Origin of the sequence: Salinicola sp. CPA57, from assembly GCF_003206035.1 — a bacterium.
Classification (GTDB): Bacteria; Pseudomonadota; Gammaproteobacteria; order Pseudomonadales; family Halomonadaceae; genus Salinicola; species Salinicola socius.
This window is the reverse complement of record NZ_PZJR01000014.1, coordinates 17,111-35,980: the sequence shown is the minus strand read 5'-3', so window position 1 is coordinate 35,980 and position 18,870 is coordinate 17,111. Positions and strand designations below refer to the sequence as shown.

19 protein-coding genes are annotated in these 18,870 nt (G+C 63.5%); 9 read left to right on the top strand and 10 right to left on the bottom strand.

The window, feature by feature from the left end:
- Positions 1–36 precede the first annotated feature (36 nt).
- From DOM36_RS16190 to radC, 10 genes are all read right to left on the bottom strand, one after another.
- A complete protein-coding gene (locus tag DOM36_RS16190) occupies positions 37–1,272 on the bottom strand; it encodes an FAD-dependent oxidoreductase (RefSeq protein WP_157958667.1) in 1,236 nt (411 codons plus the stop codon).
- A gap of 59 nt (positions 1,273–1,331) precedes the next feature.
- Positions 1,332–2,129, bottom strand: coding sequence for an IclR family transcriptional regulator C-terminal domain-containing protein (locus DOM36_RS16185; RefSeq protein ID WP_110643716.1), 798 nt, complete (start codon positions 2,127–2,129; stop codon positions 1,332–1,334).
- A 200-nt stretch (positions 2,130–2,329) separates the two neighbouring features.
- Positions 2,330–3,448 carry an alanine dehydrogenase gene (gene ald / locus DOM36_RS16180; protein ID WP_110643715.1) on the bottom strand — a complete coding sequence of 373 codons (1,119 nt, stop codon included), beginning with the start codon at positions 3,446–3,448 and terminating at the stop codon, positions 2,330–2,332.
- Between the two features lie 203 nt (positions 3,449–3,651).
- A complete protein-coding gene (locus DOM36_RS16175; RefSeq protein ID WP_110643714.1) occupies positions 3,652–4,086 on the bottom strand; it encodes a thioesterase family protein in 435 nt (144 codons plus the stop codon).
- Positions 4,087–4,123: 37 nt separating this feature from the next.
- Complete coding sequence (locus tag DOM36_RS16170) at positions 4,124–4,462, bottom strand: DUF2007 domain-containing protein (RefSeq protein ID WP_110643713.1); 339 nt, start codon at positions 4,460–4,462, stop codon at positions 4,124–4,126.
- Between the two features lie 27 nt (positions 4,463–4,489).
- The gene (locus DOM36_RS16165) at positions 4,490–5,692 is read right to left on the bottom strand and encodes a class I SAM-dependent rRNA methyltransferase (protein WP_208605353.1); all 1,203 of its coding nucleotides are present in this window, start codon (positions 5,690–5,692) and stop codon (positions 4,490–4,492) included.
- A 173-nt stretch (positions 5,693–5,865) separates the two neighbouring features.
- On the bottom strand, positions 5,866–6,681 hold the full coding sequence (gene mutM / locus DOM36_RS16160) for a bifunctional DNA-formamidopyrimidine glycosylase/DNA-(apurinic or apyrimidinic site) lyase (protein ID WP_075568199.1): 816 nt from the start codon (positions 6,679–6,681) through the stop codon (positions 5,866–5,868).
- A gap of 155 nt (positions 6,682–6,836) precedes the next feature.
- On the bottom strand, positions 6,837–6,992 hold the full coding sequence (gene rpmG / locus DOM36_RS16155) for a 50S ribosomal protein L33 (protein WP_035472447.1): 156 nt from the start codon (positions 6,990–6,992) through the stop codon (positions 6,837–6,839).
- Between the two features lie 11 nt (positions 6,993–7,003).
- Entirely contained in the window at positions 7,004–7,240 is a 237-nt protein-coding gene (rpmB, locus tag DOM36_RS16150) for a 50S ribosomal protein L28 (RefSeq protein WP_075568200.1), read from the bottom strand.
- Positions 7,241–7,768: 528 nt separating this feature from the next.
- Positions 7,769–8,443 carry a DNA repair protein RadC gene (gene radC / locus DOM36_RS16145; protein WP_075568408.1) on the bottom strand — a complete coding sequence of 225 codons (675 nt, stop codon included), beginning with the start codon at positions 8,441–8,443 and terminating at the stop codon, positions 7,769–7,771.
- A gap of 173 nt (positions 8,444–8,616) precedes the next feature.
- Between radC and DOM36_RS16140 the strand changes: the two genes are divergently transcribed.
- The 9 genes from DOM36_RS16140 to DOM36_RS16100 all read left to right on the top strand — a co-directional run bounded on the left by DOM36_RS16140 (position 8,617) and on the right by DOM36_RS16100 (position 18,823).
- Positions 8,617–9,321, top strand: coding sequence for a GntR family transcriptional regulator (locus DOM36_RS16140; protein WP_075568201.1), 705 nt, complete (start codon positions 8,617–8,619; stop codon positions 9,319–9,321).
- A gap of 29 nt (positions 9,322–9,350) precedes the next feature.
- Complete coding sequence (manD, locus tag DOM36_RS16135) at positions 9,351–10,562, top strand: D-mannonate dehydratase ManD (protein ID WP_075568202.1); 1,212 nt, start codon at positions 9,351–9,353, stop codon at positions 10,560–10,562.
- Between the two features lie 102 nt (positions 10,563–10,664).
- Complete coding sequence (locus tag DOM36_RS16130) at positions 10,665–11,687, top strand: Zn-dependent oxidoreductase (RefSeq protein WP_110643712.1); 1,023 nt, start codon at positions 10,665–10,667, stop codon at positions 11,685–11,687.
- Positions 11,688–11,786: 99 nt separating this feature from the next.
- Positions 11,787–12,770 carry a TRAP transporter substrate-binding protein gene (locus DOM36_RS16125; protein ID WP_075568204.1) on the top strand — a complete coding sequence of 328 codons (984 nt, stop codon included), beginning with the start codon at positions 11,787–11,789 and terminating at the stop codon, positions 12,768–12,770.
- A gap of 58 nt (positions 12,771–12,828) precedes the next feature.
- Complete coding sequence (locus DOM36_RS16120; protein ID WP_075568205.1) at positions 12,829–13,422, top strand: TRAP transporter small permease; 594 nt, start codon at positions 12,829–12,831, stop codon at positions 13,420–13,422.
- Positions 13,422–14,702, top strand: a complete 1,281-nt coding sequence (locus DOM36_RS16115; RefSeq protein ID WP_110643711.1) for a TRAP transporter large permease — start codon at positions 13,422–13,424, stop codon at positions 14,700–14,702. Before DOM36_RS16120 ends, DOM36_RS16115 begins: the two co-directional genes overlap by 1 nt.
- Positions 14,703–14,706: 4 nt before the next feature.
- Positions 14,707–16,221 (top strand): mannitol dehydrogenase family protein, encoded by a 1,515-nt coding sequence (locus DOM36_RS16110; RefSeq protein WP_110643710.1) that lies wholly within the window; start codon positions 14,707–14,709, stop codon positions 16,219–16,221.
- A gap of 2 nt (positions 16,222–16,223) precedes the next feature.
- On the top strand, positions 16,224–17,399 hold the full coding sequence (uxuA, locus tag DOM36_RS16105) for a mannonate dehydratase (protein ID WP_110643709.1): 1,176 nt from the start codon (positions 16,224–16,226) through the stop codon (positions 17,397–17,399).
- Positions 17,400–17,488: 89 nt separating this feature from the next.
- On the top strand, positions 17,489–18,823 hold the full coding sequence (locus DOM36_RS16100) for a lactonase family protein (protein ID WP_083941367.1): 1,335 nt from the start codon (positions 17,489–17,491) through the stop codon (positions 18,821–18,823).
- Positions 18,824–18,870: the final 47 nt, after the last annotated feature.

Here is an 18,870-nt window from a genome sequence, read left to right as displayed (position 1 = left end):
GGTACTAAGGCCTAGGCCAGGGGCGGGACGAACGTATCAGGCCTCATCTCGCCCCTTGTGCTGTTCGATGTTGCGAATGATATTGAAGGCGAGCTTGCGGATGGGCTCGGGCGGCATCCAGCTTGGCTTCCCGAAAAGGCCGGGAACATCGACTGTCGGCAGTTTCAGAGCCAGGCGCGCCAAGGCATCGCCCAACAAGGTGCCCTTGACGATGCCCCCGCCGTTGCAGCCCGCAGAGACGAATATGCCATCCTCCAGCTCCCCCCAAAGCGGGGCACCGTTATAAGTCAGACCGGTGGTTCCACCCCAGACCCGCTCGAACTCGATATCAGCCAGCTCCGGATAGCGCGCCACCAGGCTTGCCTTGAGATCGGCGGCCACGGTCGCGTTGTCCCGCTCTCGCTCGTAGCTGTACTGGGCACGGATCATCAGCCGGCCATCCCGGGTGGTGCGTAACGTGCAGCCCAGACGATGTGTTGGCAACAGCCCCCAAGGTGTGGCTCCGATCGCAGCCGTCAAAGCGGGATCGAGGCGCGCGGTCAACGCGGCGTAGGTATAGATAGCGGCGAGACGCGACCGGTCAGCGCCCAGGGAACGCGAGAACGCGTTATTGGCCAACACCACTTGGCGCGTACGAATCGCGCCATTCGGCGTCGTGATTCTCCATGCGTCGGCGTCTCGCTGAACCGCCAACGCCGGACTCTGCTCCCGACAGTCGATCGCTTCTGGTAACGCGTCGACCAGCCCCCTGATCAGCGCGGCCGGCTGCACGAGATAGCAATCGGGAGAGTAGAGCCCTTCGGCGTAGTAGCGGGTCCCTAACGCAGTGGCGAGCTGCTCGCGCTCCAGTCGCTCGTAAGACAGTCCCGCCGCATCCAGAAAATCTCGATATTGGGCCAGCGCAAGGCGCCCCTCTCCCCCCCGGGCGGCTCGATAAGTGCCGGTGCGCTGCAACTGACATTCGATAGCGTGATCGTCGACCTGCGCCTTGAGCTTCGCCATCGCCTGACGGCTCAGCGCATTGAGCGTCGACATTCGCGCCAGTTGACCCGAAGAGGCATCATTGGCTAGGGCGATCTCCAGCATGAAACCGGAGTTACGCCCAGGGCTACCCTCACCGACTCTTTCGGCCTCAAGCATCACGATGCGGCGATCCGGCGCCAGAGCGTGATAGGTCTGCGCCACGGCGACGCCGGTGTAGCCCGCACCCACGATCGCCAGGTCGGCGACCTGCTCACCCAGGAGCTCAGCCCGCGGCGTTGCGGGAGGCAACAGCGCCTGCCATCCACATGGGCGAAGATGAGATGGTTGAACCGTTTTCGACATAGTCATCATTCCGCCTGCAACAGACCGTGGGCTTCCGACATCAGGCTATCGGCCTGTTCCGCCATCATCGCCAGCACGTCCCGTCGATGGTCCACCGTCATCCGTGACTTGAGCATCGAGCAGCTAAAGGCGCCGAGGCAGCGCCCGCTATGGTCGAGAATGGGGATCGCCAGGCCCGTAAACTCCGGCAGGCTCGAACCCTCGACACCCCGGGCGTAACCCTCTCGATGGAAACGCGAGATTTCCTCCTCGACGGCTTCGACGCTGATCTCGTAGCGATCTTGTAGCAGATCGCGATTGGCGGTCAGGATCCATTCGCGCTCACGCGATTCGAGCGAGGCCAGTAGCGCGACCGATGCCTGCCCCACACCCAGCAGTACGCGGCCGCCGATCGAGGCGACGAAACTGCCGACCGGGTAGGCACCGTTCTGAACTTCGAGGCAGACCGCGTGGCGGCCATCGTGCGCAAACAGATAGAAGCTGTCGCCGAGACGCTGCGCCATCGTTAGTAGTCGGGGACGGGACAGATCGCGCAGACTGCCGCCGTTGCCTGCCTCGGCACCGAGTACCAGCAGCTCGTAGCCCAGCAGGTAGCGATGACGCAACGGAGAGGGCCGCAAAAACCCTTCTTCTCGCAGCCCCTTGAGCAGCCGATAGATAGTCGGCCGGCTCAACTCAGTGGCATCAAGATAATCGTCTATACCGGCGCCTCGGGCGCCGCACGCTGCGGTCACCCGCAGCAGTGCCATCACATGGCGCAGGGTGGAGGGAGTCTGGGAGGATTCACGTGAAGCTGACGACATGTTGACGGCTCGAGACAGGGTCTTTCCCGAGCATACCGAGACGCCTGACCAAGTTCGTCTCACATAGCGAGATTCTTACCAACTGCATTTCATGCAAGGCTGCACAAACACAGTCTGAAACCGAAAGCGGCACCGACAGTGTCGGCGCCGCTGACTTATCGATTTCGTCTATTGGCACCCGCCTCGGGAGGTGTTCGATCTCAGCCCTTCAGAATCTGCTCGGTTGAAACCACTTCCATATCGAACGCTTCGCCGACGGCGGCGTAGGTCACCTGGCCGGCGTGGACGTTGAGACCGCCGCGAAAATGAACATCGTCGGCCAGCGCCTGCTTCCAGCCCTTGTCGGCGAGGGCGATCACGAACGGTAGCGTCGCGTTGGTCAGCGCCTGGGTCGAGGTCCGGGCAACGGCACCGGGCATGTTGGCAACGCAGTAATGCACGATACCATCGACGATATAGCTGGGTTCGGCGTGGGTGGTCGGCTTGCTGGTCTCGAAGCAGCCGCCCTGGTCGATCGCCACGTCGACCAGCACGCTGCCCGGCTTCATCTCGGCGAGCATCGCGCGGCTGATCAGCTTGGGCGCGGCGGCGCCGGGCACCAGTATTGCCCCGATGATCATGTCCGACTCGCGCACGGCCGTTTCCAGCGTCTCGGTGGTCGAATAGACCGTGCGGATCTGGCCCTGGTAGCGATGATCGAGCACCTCAAGGCGCTGCAATGACTTGTCGAGAATGGTCACCTCGGCACCCAGCCCCAGCGCCATACGTGCAGCGTTCTCGCCGACCACGCCGCCACCGATCACCGTGACCTTGGCCGGTGCCACGCCCGGTACGCCCGGCAGCAGAATGCCGGCACCGCCCTGAGCCTTTTCCAGACTGTGCGCGCCGGCCTGTACCGCCATGCGACCCGCGACGCGACTCATGGGTGCCAGCAGCGGCAAACCGCCCTGCGCATCGGTAATGGTTTCGTAGGCGATGCAGGTCGCTCCGCTATCGACCAGCCCCCGCGTGAGACGCTCTTCGGCGGCCAGATGCAGGTAGGTGAACAGCGTCTGCTGCGGGCGCAGACGAGCGACTTCTTCTGCCTGCGGCTCCTTGACCTTGAGGATCAGGTCAGTGGTGGCCCACAGCGCATCGACATCGCTCAGCACCTCGGCGCCGGCCTCGCGATAAGCCTCGTCCGGATAGCCGCAACCGACGCCTGCCTCCGCCTGGATCGAGACGCGGTGGCCTCGTCCCACCAGTTCACGCACGCCGCCCGGTGTCAGGGCGACGCGATACTCATGGTTCTTGATTTCCTTGGGGACGCCGATATGCATGGTGGTTTCCTCGATCGCTGGTTGTCATTGAAGGATCGAGCGAATTACAGCACACCAGCAATAAAGGCGGGACAATGTCCGAGAAAACACGAACAAGACCTGAATTTTAGGATTTACGTGAAGAAAAATTCTGATTTGGCGTGATATACAGGATCATTTTCCAGACAAGTGCGACAGCACTCCCCGCTTAGGGCTACGACACGCTAGCGGGATGCCACCGCATTACCGTAAACCTCGACGAACCGAGGCGGCATGCGTTTTGGCCGCCCGCTGGAGAGCTCGATGCAGGCGAAACGTGTCTGCGCCCGAAGCAGCGTGCGCGAGGTTTCGACATTGCACAGCTGGAACCGACGCTCCAGCGTCAGGCGGCCGTCGCAGGCGACGATCCAGGTGGCAAGCTGAAGCGGCTCGCCTTCGAAGGCGGGCGCCAGATAATCGAGCTCGTGGCGATGGACGACCATGCCACGATCGAGCGCGCGGTAGTCCTCCAGACTCAAACCGAGATGCCGGGAATGCGTCCAGCTGGCGCGCTCGACCCAGCGCAGGTATTCGGCGTTGTTGACGTGCCCGTAGTGATCGATGCTCGAAGCTTCGACCTGAATGTCGATCACGAAAGGGCTGGGCAGATCCCACGTCATATCGGCCTCCTGAGCAGCGTCGTTCAACAACGTAAAGTCAGATCGATGCGAATTCTGCCGGACGCTCACGACCACACTGCCAGCAGCGATCGAAAACGCCCTCGAGTTGCTCCGCGCAGCCCGGGCAGCGCCAGCCGGGCGCGACCACGGCGGGCCCATCGAGCGCTTCCCGAACCAGCTCGCTGGCCGGCGCTTCGATCTCGGCATCGACCCAGACTTCCGCCTCGCATTGATCCGGGGGCAGCTCCCCCGCCCCGCCGGCCAGGGTCAGATTACGCAACGTGACCGCCAAGCCGGCGTTCTCGATCACGTTACGAACATGACTGACCAACAAGACATTGGGATGACGAAAAACGCAAACCTGAACGGCGCCCATGTCAGCGGTACCGCTCCATCGTGCCGATCAATTGTGGAAGACCCGCACGCCGAGCGCTTTCAGATAGGCCGTTTCCGGAATGGCCGGATGGATCGGGTGATCGCCGGATTGGCCGCCTCGATAGAGAATCTGGCCATGGCGATCCTGGTGACGAACCGCACCGCGCACGCACTCGACCAGCCGCTCTTCATAGAGATGCATGGAACAGGAGGCCGACATCAACAGGCCATCGCGGCTCAGCAGGCGCATCGCCTCGCGGTTGAGACGCGCGTAGGCGCGTTCGCCATTGGCAAGATCCTTGCGCTTCTTGATGAACGCCGGCGGATCGAGTATCACCACATCGAAACGCTCACCCTCGGCACGCAGCGCCGTCATGGCTTCGAAGACGTCGCCATGGCCGACAGCGACCTGCTCGTGAACGCCGTTGAGTGCGGCATTCTCGGCCACCCGATCGAGTGCCACCTCGGAGGCATCGACGCACAGTACTTCACTGGCGCCGTGTGCCGCCGCCTGTACGCCCCAACCACCCACGTAGCTGAACAGATCCAGTACGCGTTTGCCGGCGACCAGACCATTGAGCCAGGCGCGATTGGCGCGGTGGTCGTAGAACCAGCCCGTCTTCTGACCATCCAGCACCGGGGCCACGAATCGCACGCCGTTCTCTTCCAGCAGCACCTCGTCCGGCAGCTCACCGTGAACCACTGCGACTTCGGACTCGAGTTTTTCCAGACGACGGCCGCTGGAATCGTTCTTGAACACGATCGCCCGGGGCGACAGCACCTTGTCCAATGCCGAGATCACCTCGTCGCGCACCATCTCCATGCCGAGCGTATTGAGCTGAACCACGAGCACGTCATCGAACCGATCGATGATCAGTCCTGGCAGCAGGTCACCCTCGCCATGAATCAACCGGTAGAACGGCTTGGCGAATAGGCGGTTGCGCAGTGCCAGCGCCTGATTGAAACGATGCACCAGCAGCGAACGGTCCAGCCGGACAGCGGCATCGCGTGACACGACACGGGCACAGATCAGCGAGTTCGGATTGACGTAAGCGACGCCCAGCGCCTTGCCGTTGGCGGCTTCGATGATCACCTGCGCGCCCGGCTCGAGCCCCTTGAGCGGTGTCGCCTGGATATCGATCTCGTTGGAGTAGAGCCACAGGTGGCCCGCCTTCAGACGCCGATCGGCGTTCTTCTTGAGACGCAGGGTCTGGGTCACGGTTGACTCCATGTGCAGGGCTCCATCGGCAGGGGACATCGGGAAAAAGAAGTTGGAAAAAACGTTTCGAACGGGCATCGGTAAACAGCAATCCTGGCGCATTCTAACCCGCATGCGTCCGACACCAACCCGCAGAGGCAAAATCGAATGATTTTCGGGTCTGACTCGAGCCGGGCAAACCCGACTCAGGTCTGGCAGATGGCGCAATATACCGTAGCGCGCTGACCAAGCACGATGTGGCGCAATTCCATACCGCAGTGGCGGCAAGGCTCGCCGGCACGACCGTAGACACTGAGCCGCTGGGCGAAGTACCCCGGCTCGCCGGTACCGCTGACGAAATCTCGTAGCGTGGTCCCGCCCTGGGTAATTGCCGCCGCCAGCACCGCCTTGATCGTCTCGGCAAGACGCTCGAAGCGCGCCAGCGAGACCCGCCCCGCCGCCCGACGCGGATCGATGCCGGCCATGAACAGCGCTTCCGTGGCGTAGATATTGCCCACACCCACCACCACGATGTTGTCCATGATGAAGGTCTTTACCGCAGCCCGGCGCCCCCGGGAGAGCCGATAGAGTCGCCGACCGTCGAAATCCGGCGACAGCGGCTCCGGCCCCAGACGCGAGAGCCGGGTATCCGTTTCGGCATCACCCTTCAGCCAATCGACGAAACCGAAACGACGCGGATCGTGATAGCGCAGGATATTGCCGCCCTCGAAGACGACATCGACATGGTCGTGCTTCTTTGGCGAATCCCCCAGGCGAGCAACGCGAAGACTGCCGGACATTCCCAGATGCCACAGCAAGGTCCGATCCGCCAGCGGCAGCAACAGGTATTTCGCGCGACGGGCAAGCTCGCCGAATCGCTCGCCGATCAGCGCCGACTCCAGATCGCTCGGGACCGGTACGCGCAGACTGCGTTGGCGCACGACGACCTCGACGATCTCTCGCCCCTCGACGTAAGGCGCGATACCGCGGCGAGTTGTCTCGACTTCGGGAAGTTCCGGCATGCGTCAGGTTCTCGCGACTCTTTCATCACACACGAATTCATCACACACGAATTCATCACAAACGAATTCACCACAAACGAGAAAACCCGGTCGAGGACCGGGTTTTCCGTACTGTCACTCCAGCGCTGGCATTGCAGCACCGGTGGAAAGCTAGATCACTTGATCTTGGCTTCCTTGTAGATGACGTGCTTGCGAACGACCGGATCGTACTTCTTGAATTCCAGCTTGTCCGGGGTGTTACGCTTGTTCTTTGCAGTGGTGTAGAAGTGGCCGGTACCGGCACTGGACACCAACTTGATCTTGTCACGCATGTCTCGACTCCTTAAAGGCTAGCGCCGCGCTTGCGAATGTCGCTGAGCACCGCTTCGATGCCCTTCTTGTCGATGATGCGCATGCCTTTGGAAGACAGACGCAGCTTGACGAAACGCTTCTCGGATTCGACCCAGAAACGATGCGTGTGCAGGTTCGGGACGAAACGACGACGTGTCTTGCGCTGTGAGTGCGAGACGTTATTACCAGTCACCGGACGCTTACCGGTAACCTGACAAACTTGGGACATGGAAGCCTCCGACCACTGGCGGGTTGGGTTGTTCGGTTTATCTCGGGCACTCGGTTCGGGACGCGCCCATCCATTTCGGATCCATCACGGAAATGGCTGGCATTCATTTGCCCTACTGGCTTGAGTCGATGCCTTGATTCACTGAATTCAGTGCGTTGACTCAAAGGTACCCCGATTCAAAGGGCGTACTTTATACCAGACCCCCCCATTCTTCGCAACAAGCAACGGCAAGTCCCACCGCGCGAGCAAAGCGTCGACCCGCGTGATCGACAGGCCATCTGAGGGGAGCCACCCGAGATCATGGCGCGGTATGTTACCCGAATCCGGCGCGAGTTCCCATCCGAATCTCGAATCGGTTTTCGTTCCACGACTCGCCTCTCGCTGAAGGTTTCCTGCTGCAGTCTTCTACCCTCTAGGATCATCAGCCATCTATATGTCCATGACCAACAGCCTCAGGGCTTTTGTCGCCAAAATCCCTGCAGCCAACAGTTCCTAAAGCCAACAGTTAAAGCCAACAGTCGCTGCCCGCTATAACCAACCTCGCTCGGCGAACGAGATCACCTCGCCATCGCCGATCACGAAGTGGTCCAGCACGCGAATGTCGAAAAGCGCCAGCGCCTCGCGCAGGCGCTCGGTGATTCGCCGGTCCGCATCGCTGGGCTCGGCCACTCCGGAGGGATGGTTATGAGCGAAGATCACCGCGCCGGCGTTGCGCGCCAGCGCACGCCGGGCGACTTCCCGAGGATAGACCGAGGCGCTGTCGAGCGTGCCTTCGGACAGGATCTCGAAGCGGATCACGCGATGCTGGGTGTCCAGGAACAGCGCCGCGAACGCCTCGTGGTCGAGATGGCGCAGTTGGGCGCTCAGGAACCGACGGACCAATGTCGGAGAGGTCAATGCCGCGTCACGTTCAAGCAGGCTGCCCAGATGACGACGCGACAACTCGAGCGTCGCCTGAAGCTGCACGAACTTTGCCTCGCCGAGGCCATGTTCGGCACAGAATCGCTGACGATCCGCCTCCAGCAGTTGGCGTAGCCCGCCGAAGCTGCTCAGCAGATCGCGGGCCAGATCCACCGCCGAGCGCCCCTTGACGCCGACGCGCAGAAAGATCGCCAGCAGTTCGGCATCGGACAGTGCCGCGGCCCCCAGCGTCAACAGCTTCTCCCGCGGCCGCTCCCCCTCCGGCCAATCGCGTATTGCCATGCCCCTCCCGTTCATTTGCCGTGAGTTGTCGAGCCATTCATTCAGGACATCGGCCACTTCGGTCAAAACCTGTGATCGATTCTCCGGCATGGTGCATTTCTACCCCCAAAGTCGAATCGCCAATTTCTGCCAATTAACTACCATACTAGTCAGACAAGAACGCTGGAGCCCTTGTGACCACAACGACCCTGCATGACCTCTGGAATCTCTCGGATGCCGGCCATGTCCGCCAGCGTCTCTACGAGGTACTGCGTCACGCCATCATTCGGCTGGTGCTCTCGCCAGGGCAGGCGCTCTCCGAGAAAGAGATTGCCGACACCTTCGATGTCAGCCGCCAGCCGGTCCGCGAAGCCTTCATCCGGCTCTCCGAAGCCGGCCTGGTCGAAGTCCGCCCCCAGCGCGGCACCTTCGTGGTCAAGATTTCACCCCAGGCGGTCTACAGCGCGCGTTTCGTCCGCGAGGCGATCGAGGTGGCGGTGGCCAAATCCGCGGCGGAGAACGGGTTGTCATCGCGCGGACTGGACGATCTGTCCGAGCTGGTCGAACGCCAGCGCAGAACGATCGACGGCGGCGACTATGACCGTTTCTACGTGCTGGACGAGGAGTTTCACCAGACCCTGTCTCGGGAAGCCGGCCATGAATCGGCCTGGCGCTTCACCGAAGAGGTCAAGGCGCACTTCGATCGCGTGCGCTACATCAGCGTGCCCGATGGCACGCCGCTGGAGACGCTGGTCGATCAGCACGCCCGTATCGTCGAAGCGATCAAGAATCGCGACCCGGATGCCGCCGAGCGTGCCGTGCAGGCCCACCTGCGCGAACTGCTCAACTCGCTGCCGCGCCTGATCGAACGTTTCCCCGAGCTTTTCGCCAACCACTGAAGCTGCCCTTCTACCTAGCCGGAGAGTCCATGAAAATTATCGACGCCCGCGTCATCGTCACCAGCCCCGGACGCAATTTCGTCACTCTCAAGCTGATGACCGAATCCGGTATTTACGGAATCGGCGATGCCACGCTCAACGGGCGGGAGATGGCGGTCGCGGCCTATCTCGAAGAGCATGTCGTGCCGGCGTTGATCGGTCGCGATGCCAGCCGTATCGAGGACACCTGGCAGTATCTCTATCGTGGCGCCTACTGGCGTCGCGGTCCGGTCACCATGAGCGCGATCGGCGCGGTCGACATGGCGCTTTGGGACATCAAGGCCAAGGCCGCCAACATGCCGCTCTATCAGCTCCTGGGCGGCAAGAGCCGGGAGCGGGTGATGACCTACGCCCACTGCACCGGCAAGGATATCGACAGCTGTCTGGAAGAGGTCGCTCGTCACGTCGAGCTCGGCTACAAGGCGGTGCGGGTGCAGGCCGGCGTGCCGGGCATCAAGACCATCTACGGCGTCGCCAAGCGTGAGGGCGAGCGCTACGAGCCGGCCGATGCCGAACTTCCCGCCGAACACGTCTGGAGTACCGAGAAGTATCTCAACCACGTGCCCCAGCTGTTCGCCGCCGTGCGCGAGCGTTTCGGCCATGACCTGCACCTGCTGCATGACGTCCATCACCGGCTGACACCGATCGAGGCGGCACGTCTCGGCAAGGCGGTCGAGCCTTACCACCTGTTCTGGCTCGAGGACTGCGTGCCGGCCGAGAATCAGGAGAGCCTGCGCCTGATCCGCGAACACACCACCACGCCGCTGGCGATCGGCGAGGTGTTCAACTCGATCCACGACTGTCGAGAGATGATCCAGAACCAGTGGATCGACTACATCCGCACCCCGCTGACCCACGGCGGCGGTATCACGCATCTGCGCCGGATCGCCGACCTCGCCTCGCTCTACCACGTGCGCACCGGCTTCCATGGGCCGACGGATCTGTCCCCGGTCTGTCTCGGTGCCGCGGTCCATTTCGATACCTGGGTGCCCAACTTCGGCATACAGGAACATATGCCCCACGACGCGCTGACCGACTCGGTCTTTCCTCACGATTATCGATTCGAGGATGGCCATTTCCTGGTCGGCGAATCGCCGGGGCACGGCGTCGACATCGACGAGGAAGCCGCCGCCCGCTACCCGTTCAAGCGCGCCAGCCTGCCGGTCAACCGGCTCGAGGACGGCACGCTGTGGCACTGGTGAAGGTGGCACGGGCAAATGTGGGGCCGGCGCATGTAGCGCTGGCGAATGCGGGACCGGTCAGCCACCGATACGGCGATTGCGACACAGTCAGGAGAGTCATCGATGCAAGCCTTTGAAGTCAGCGCCCCTCATGTATTTGCCGTCGGCGATCAGCCTGCACCGGCCGCAGCACCGGGTGAAGTCGTCGTCGACGTCGCGTTCGCCGGCATCTGCGGCTCGGACATGCACATCATTCATGGCGACAACGCCTTCGTGCAGTTTCCCCGCATAACAGGTCACGAGTTCGCCGGCGTGATCAGCGCGGTCGGCGAAGGTGTCGATGCCGCCCGCGTCGGCGAGCGCGTCTGCATCGATCCGGTGGTCAACTGCGGCCAGTGCTATCCGTGCCGTATCGGCCGGCCCAACGTCTGCAGCGCCATGCAGGTGATCGGCGTTCACAGAAACGGCGGTTTTGCCGAACGGGTCAACGTGCCGGCGGCCAACGCCCACCGAATTCCCGACACGCTCGATCTGGATGCCGCCGCGCTGGTCGAGCCCTATTCGATCGCCGCCAACGTCTTGTCGAGGATGGAGCCGCATCCGGGCGATCGCCTGCTGGTGATCGGTGCCGGCGTGATCGGCCTGACCGTGCTGCAGATGGCTCGCGCCCTCGGTATCGAAGAGGTGATCGTCACCGACATCCTCGACGAACGGCTGACGACGGCACGTGAACTGGGCGCCAGCCAGGTGATCAACGGTCGCACGGACGATCTCGAGCAGGCCGTGCTGGCCGCCACCGACGGCGAGGGCATCCCGCTGATCGCCGATGCCGCCTGCATACCGGCGATGCTGCCGGCCATGCTGCGGATGGCCTGTCCCGCCGGTCGCATCGGCCTGCTCGGTTTCAGCCCCACGCCCAGCGACCTGATTCAGCTGGAAGTGATCAAGAAGGAGCTGACGCTGGTCGGCTCGCGTCTGAACAATCGCAAATTCCCGGAGGTGATCGCGCACATCGCCGCCGGTCGTCTCGACCCCAAGGGGCTGATCAGCCATCGCGTCGCGCTGACCGAGATGCCCGGTGCCATCGATCTGCTCGAGAATCACCCGGAACAGGCGCGCAAGGTGCTGGTGAAAATCTCGCCTTGAACGCCCTATCGAACCCGCTCTGAGGCCGGAAAAAGATCCGGAAGTGCGAGCTCGGACAACAACACCGACGCGTATCCCACGCGACAGGAGACTCACGCCATGTTGACGACGACAACCCTCAAACATCTGCTGGCCGGTGCGGCCCTCGGTGCCACCCTGCTGGGCAGCCAGGCGGTCATGGCCGCGGACTACACGCTGAAATTCGGCCATCTGGCCAATGAGCAGAATATCTGGAACAAGGCCGCGCTGAAGTTCAAGGCACTGGTGGAAGCCAATTCCGATGGCCGCATCGAAGTCCAGGTGTTCCCCAACGAGCAGCTCGGCAGCGAGATGGATGTGATCAACAGCATCCAGTTGGGGACCGCCGACATGACCATCACCGGCGAGAGCCTGCAGAACTGGGCGCCCGCCGCGGCGATGATGGCCGTACCCTATCTGTTTCGCGATGCGGACCACATGCGCAAGGCCGTGGAAGGCGAGGTCGGTGATCAGATCGAACAGCAGATCACCGAGCGCACCGGGCTGGTGCCGATCGCCTGGTTCGAGCGTGGTCCGCGCGAGCTGACCTCGAACCGCCCGATCAAGACGCCGGACGATCTCGACGGACTGCGGATCCGGGTGCCCAACGTGCCGCTGTTCGTCGATACCTGGCAAGCGCTCGGCGCTCGGCCGACCCCGATGGCCTTCAGCGAAGTCTTCACCTCGCTGCAGCAGAACACCATCGAAGCGCAGGAAAACCCGCTCAGCCTGATCGAGAGCGCCAGCTTCAACGAAGTCCAGCAGTACGTCGACATGACCGATCACGTCCGCAGCTGGATCTACGTGGTGATCGGCAAGCAGAAGCTCGAATCGATGCCGGACGATCTGCAGAACGTGGTACGCGACGCGGCCAGCGAGATGCAGTCCTACGAGGAAGGGTTGTTCGTGGATGACCAGAAGCGCCTCGAACAGGCACTCAAGGACAAGGGCATGAAGTTCGTCGACGTCGATCAGGAAGCGTTCGCCAAGAAAGCGCGTCCGGCGGTACTCGACGCGCTCGACGACGATCAGCGCAAGCTCTACGACGAAATTCAGGGTCTCTGACAATCGCACGCCGGGGGCACGACGCTCCCGGCCCCATTCCCCCCGTTCGGAGATCGCCATGTCGGAACAAGAAACGGACACTCAGCCGCAGGATATTCAGGAGAGCCTGGAGATCCTGAACCGTGTTCCGCGCCTGGGCGGCCCCATCGGCCGTCTGGCTAACGGGCTGGATCGCCTTCTGCTATGGCTGGCCGTGATCGCGCTGGTCGGGCTGTCGCTGACGGTATTGCTGCAGGTCGCTTCGCGACTGTTTCTACCCATCACGCTGTCGTGGACCGAGGAACTCACCCGCTATCTCTTCATCTACATGGTGGCGCTGGGAGCCGGCGTGGTGCAGCACCGCAACCGCCACGTCAACGTCGAACTGTTTCACGGCTGGCTTGGGTTTCGCGGTCGTGCCGCTTATCTCACGCTGATCTCGGCAATCACTCTCGTGTTCACGGTCATGGTGCTGCCCAACGCCTGGCAGTTCGCCCAGATCGGGGCGTTTCAGACATCACCGACCCTGCGTATCCCGATGCTCTACATCTTTCTCTCTTCGGTAGTGCTGTTCGGGGCGCTGTTGTTGTACAGCCTGATCGGTCTCGCCGAGGGCATCATCGCCATCGCTCGTGGCGAACGCATCGACACCGCTCGCCAGGAGGCGCTCTGATGGAAATCGCCGTTCTCTTCATCACTTTTCTGGCACTGCTGCTGATCGGTCTGCCGATCGCCTTCTGCCTCGGTGTCTCGTCAGTGGCCTACCTGATGCTCGGCGGCATCTCGCTGACCATCGTGCCGCAGCGCATGTTTTCCGGGATCGACTCCTTCGTGCTGCTGTGCATCCCCGGTTTCGTGATGGCCGGCAACCTGATGAACGTGGGCAATATCACTCAGCATATCGTGCGCTTCTCCAATGCCCTGGTCGGCCACATCCGCGGCGGCCTGGGCCTGGCCAACGTCGGCGGTTCGATGATCTTCAGCGGCATTTCCGGCACGGCGGTGGCGGATGCCGCCAGCATCGGCTCGGTGATGATCCCGGGCATGGCCAAGGCCGGCTACGACAAGCCGTTCGCCGCCGCCGTGACCGCCGCCTCCTCGACGATCGGCCCGATCATTCCACCCAGCGTGCCGATGATCATCGTCGGCTCGCTTTCGGGCATTTCCGTGGGTCGCATGTTCCTGGCCGGCGCCGTGCCCGGGTTACTGCTGGGCGTGGCGATGATGATCACCGCCTACTGGCTGGCGGTGCGGCGCGGCTATCCCAAGGAGAAACGCGCCACCTTCAAGGAGTTGATCAAGGAGGGCCGCAGCGCGTTCTGGGCGCTGCTGATGACCTTCATCATCCTCTACGGCATCATCGGCGGCCTGTTCACGCCGACCGAGGCCTCGATCGTCGCCAGCCTCTACGCGCTGCTGGTGGGCACCTTCATCTACAAGGGGATCAACTGGCGCAACCTGGGCGGCATTCTGTCGGACACCGTGATCACCTCCGCCTCGCTGATGCTGCTGGTCGGGCTGGCCAATCTGTTCGGCTGGATTCTGACCAGCCAGCAGATTCCGCAGATGCTCGCCGATGCGATTCTCGGCATCAGCACCAATCCGATCGTGGTCATTCTGATCCTCAATCTGATCCTGCTGTTCGTCGGTGCCTTCATGGAGACCATCGCTGCGCTGATCATCCTGTTCCCGGCGCTGCTGGGCGTGGCCACCGGCATCGGCATGGATCCGATCCACTTCGGCGTGATGGCGGTACTCAACCTGATGATCGGCCTGACCACGCCACCGGTGGGTGTCTGTCTGTTCGTGGTATCGAGCATCGGCAAGCTGCCCATGCTGCGCGTGGCAAAAGCCATCGTACCGTTTCTGATCTGTAACCTGATCGTGCTGATGTTGGTATCGTTCGTCCCGGCGCTGTCGCTGTGGCTGCCGAATCTACTGATGGGGAAATAGCGCCATGGCCGCAGCCGACATCCATATCGAGCGCGAGCCGAGCCGACGAACGTCGAGCGGGATCGGTATCGTTCACCTGGGCCTGGGCGCGTTCCATCGCGCCCATCAGGCGGTCTACGTTCAGCGTTGCCTGAATCGCCTCGGCGACGACCGCGGGCTCGATGACCAAAGACGGACAGACTGGGGCATCTGCAGCGCCAACATCCGTTCCAACCGCACCCTGGTCGAGCAACTGCGCCAAGGCGACTGCCGCTACCACGTCGCCGAATACAGCGACAGCGAGCATGTCACGCTGCGGGACGTCACCGCCATCCGTGAAGCGCTCTACGCGGGGCCGGATGGGCCCGACCGGGAGGCGCTGCTGGCGCGGATGAGCGATTCCGCTGTCCGCATCGTCACGCTCACGGTGACCGAGAAGGGCTATTTTCTGAGTCCGAGCAGCGGCGAACTGCTGACCGATGCCGCGCCGATCGTCCATGACATCGCAAATCCCGAATCGCCGGAGACCGCGCCGGGCATGCTGGTGGAGGCGCTGGCGCGACGCCGAGCGGCCCGGGTCGCACCGTTCACCGTGCTGTGTTGCGACAACATGCCCCACAACGGCCAGCGCACGCGGCGCGCGGTGGTCTCGCTGGCCCGTCTTCACGATGAGGCGCTGGCCGACTGGATCGAAGCCAGCGTCGCCTTCCCCTCGAGCATGGTCGACCGCATCGTACCGGCGATGACCGATGCCGATCGCCAGCGTCTGGCGGCGCTGGGGGTCGACGATCCCGCCGCCGTGGTCTGCGAAACCTTCAGCCAGTGGGTGGTCGAGGATGATTTCCCGCTGGGCCGGCCGGACTGGGAAACCGACGGCGTCGAGATGGTCGAGGACGTGGCCCCGTTCGAAACCATGAAGCTGCGCCTGCTCAACGGCGCCCACTCGCTGCTCGCCTATCTTGGCACGCTGGCCGGCATCGAAACGGTGGATGCCGCCGTTGCGCGCCCCGCTTTTCGTGAGTTGCTTCGGCACTATTGGCATCAGGAAGCGATCCCGACGCTGTCGCTGCCGACCGGTACCGATGCCGGCGCCTATACCGACAGCCTGCTGGCGCGCTTCGGCAACGACAGCCTGCGCCACCGGCTGCAGCAGATCGCCATGGACGGTTCGCAGAAGATTCCCCAGCGCTGGCTGGCCGGCGGTGTCGAGCGGTCGATCGACGGCGCCGACATCAGCGTAACCGCGCTGGGCGTCGCCGGATGGATTCGCTACACCGCGGGCACCGATCTCCGCGGCCAGCCGCATCCGGTCGACGATCCCTTGGCCGAGACGTTCGCCGCGCTGCATCGCCGTCACCCGGACGATCCGGTGGCGCTGGTCGCGGCCTTCCTCGCGCTCGATGCCGTTTTCCCAGCGGCGCTGCGCGACGATGCGCCTTTTCACACTCGCGTCGTGGACGCGCTGACGATCATCGAACGCGACGGCATCGAAGCGGCCATCGCCGCAATGTCCTACAAGAACTCAGACGGGAAAGCCTGATCATGGAACATACCTGGCGCTGGTTCGGCCCTGCCGATCCCATCACCCTCGGCGAGATTCGCCAGGCCGGCGCAACCGGCATCGTCACGGCCCTGCACGAGATTCCCAACGGCGAGGTCTGGCCGGTCGCCGCCATTGCCGAGCGTAAGCGCCTGATCGAAGCCGCCGACCTGACCTGGTCCGTGGTGGAAAGCGTGCCGGTACACGAAGCGATCAAGCAGGGGCTGCCGGAAGCCAAGCGTTATATCGACAACTATTGCCAGACGCTGATCCATCTCGGCGAGTGCGGTATCGACGTGGTCTGCTACAACTTCATGCCGATTCTCGACTGGACTCGCACCGATCTGGCCTGGCCACTACCTAATGGCGGCACCGCGCTGCGCTTCGACCAGACGGCATTCGCCGCCTTCGATCTGTTTCTGCTTCAGCGCGAAGGGGCAGCAACCGACTACAGCGAGACCGAGCGGGAAGCGGCCAGCGCTTATCTGGAGACACTCGACGCGACAGCGCGAACGCAGTTGATCGATACCGTCATCGCCGGGCTGCCCGGCACCGAAGAACACTACACGCTCAAAGATTTCCGTCAGGCGCTCGACGCCTACCGCGAGATCGATGCCGAACGGCTGCGCGCCAATCTGGCCACGTTTCTGCGCGCGATCGTACCAACTGCAGAAGCCGCCGGCATCCGCCTCGCGATTCACCCGGACGACCCGCCCCGCGAGCTGCTCGGACTGCCTCGCGTGGTCTCGACTGCCGACGACGCCCAGGCGATTCTGGCGTGCGCCCCCAGCCCCGCCAACGGCCTGACCTTCTGCACCGGTTCCTACGGCGTTCGTGAAGACAACGATCTCGTCGCCATGGCCAGGCGGTTCGGGCCGCAGATCCACTTCGTGCACCTGCGCGCCACCCGGCGCGAAGCCGATCCGCTCAGCTTCCACGAGGCCGAGCACCTGGACGGCGACGTCGACATGGTGGGCGTGATCGGCGAGCTGGTTCGGGAACAGCGCCGCCGCCAGCGGGAAGGCGGCCATCGCCTGCCGATGCGCCCCGATCACGGTCACCACCTGCTCGACGACCTGAAGCGCGACAGCCGCCCCGGCTACCCGCTGATCGGTCGACTCAAGGGGCTTGCCGAGCTGCGGGGGGTGGAGACGGCGGTGCAGCACTGGATCCCGTAGCGCCGTCTCGGCAACACGCCGAGGCGAGTGCTACCCAACTTGCGGCCGATGCCAATAGCGCCCGACCGCTAGCCCCTGGAGTCATCGAGATGACAGTCAAAGAGCAACAACAACGGCCCTCTAGTGTTTCCTCAGCCACCGCAGGCCTCTCCCGGCGCACTTTCCTGCAGGCGGTGGGCGTCGGCGCGGCCTGGGCGGTCAGCGCGCCGGGCGCCTTTGCCCAGAACAGCGCGTCGCAGGCCGACCCGATCGCACCGGCCGCATCACGCTATCTGTACGTCGGCACCTATTCGGCGCCGAACACGGCTCCCGGTGGTGTCGCCCCAAGCCGCGCCGAAGGCCTCTACGTCTACCAACTAAATCACGCTACCGGCGATCTGAGCCACGTCCAGACGATCACCGCTGACAACCCGTCGTTTCTCGCCGTGGCGCCGTCGCAGCGCTATCTCTACTGCGTCAACGAACTCGGCGCAGACGCCACCGGCGAGCCGCTGGGTCGGGTCAGCGCCTACTCGATCGCCCCCGACACCGGCAAGCTGACGCTGATCAACGCCCGCTCGACCCGCGGTACCTGGCCCTGCCACTGCGCCGTTCACCCCTCGGGCGGGCACCTGCTCGCGGCCAATTACGGCACCGGCACCTTCGTCGTCTTCCCGCTGGGCGAGGATGGCCGAATCGAGCCGATGAGCGACCTGTTCCAGGCGCCGGGCAATGGCGGCGGGCCCGACCCGGTACGCCAGGAGGGGCCGCACGCCCATATGATGCTCGCCAACCCCGGCGCCCAGCACGTCTTCGGGGTGGACCTGGGCGGCGATACGTTGCTGGCGTGGCAGCTCGACCCGGCGACGGGCAAGCTGGCACCCGGCCCGGTTCCGCGGGCCAACGTGCCTTCCGGCAGCGGCTGTCGCCACCTGGCGTTCCACCCCGACGAGCGCCGGGCCTACGTCATCAACGAGCTCTCTTCGACCATCGACGTGTTCGACTTCGAGCCCCGCCGGGGTGCCTTCATCTGGCGCCAGTCGATCTCCACGCTGCCCCAGGGCACTCCCTTCACCCGGCCCGCCTTCAATCCAGACAATCCGGGCGAGGTGCCGACAGGGACGAACACCACCGCCGAAATCCGGGTTCATCCCAGCGGACGCTGGGTCTATGCCACCAATCGCGGGATGGACAGCATCGCCATGTTCGAAGTCGACCCGAACTCGGGGCGTCTGGCCCCCATGGGCTGGGTCCAGAGCCGGGGGCAGATCCCCCGGGGCATGAACATCGAACCGTCCGGCCGCTGGCTCTACGTGGGCAATCAGAACTCGGACACCATCGCGGTGTTCCGCATCGGCGCGGACGACGGCCAGCTCGAAGGCCCGATCAAGCTGATCGACAGTCCGGTGCCGGTGGATTTCGCCTTCGGCCCCGCGGTGCGCTAAGGCAGCGGTGGCAGCGGCTCGGTTGGCGTGCGCGTACGGCGAGGGAC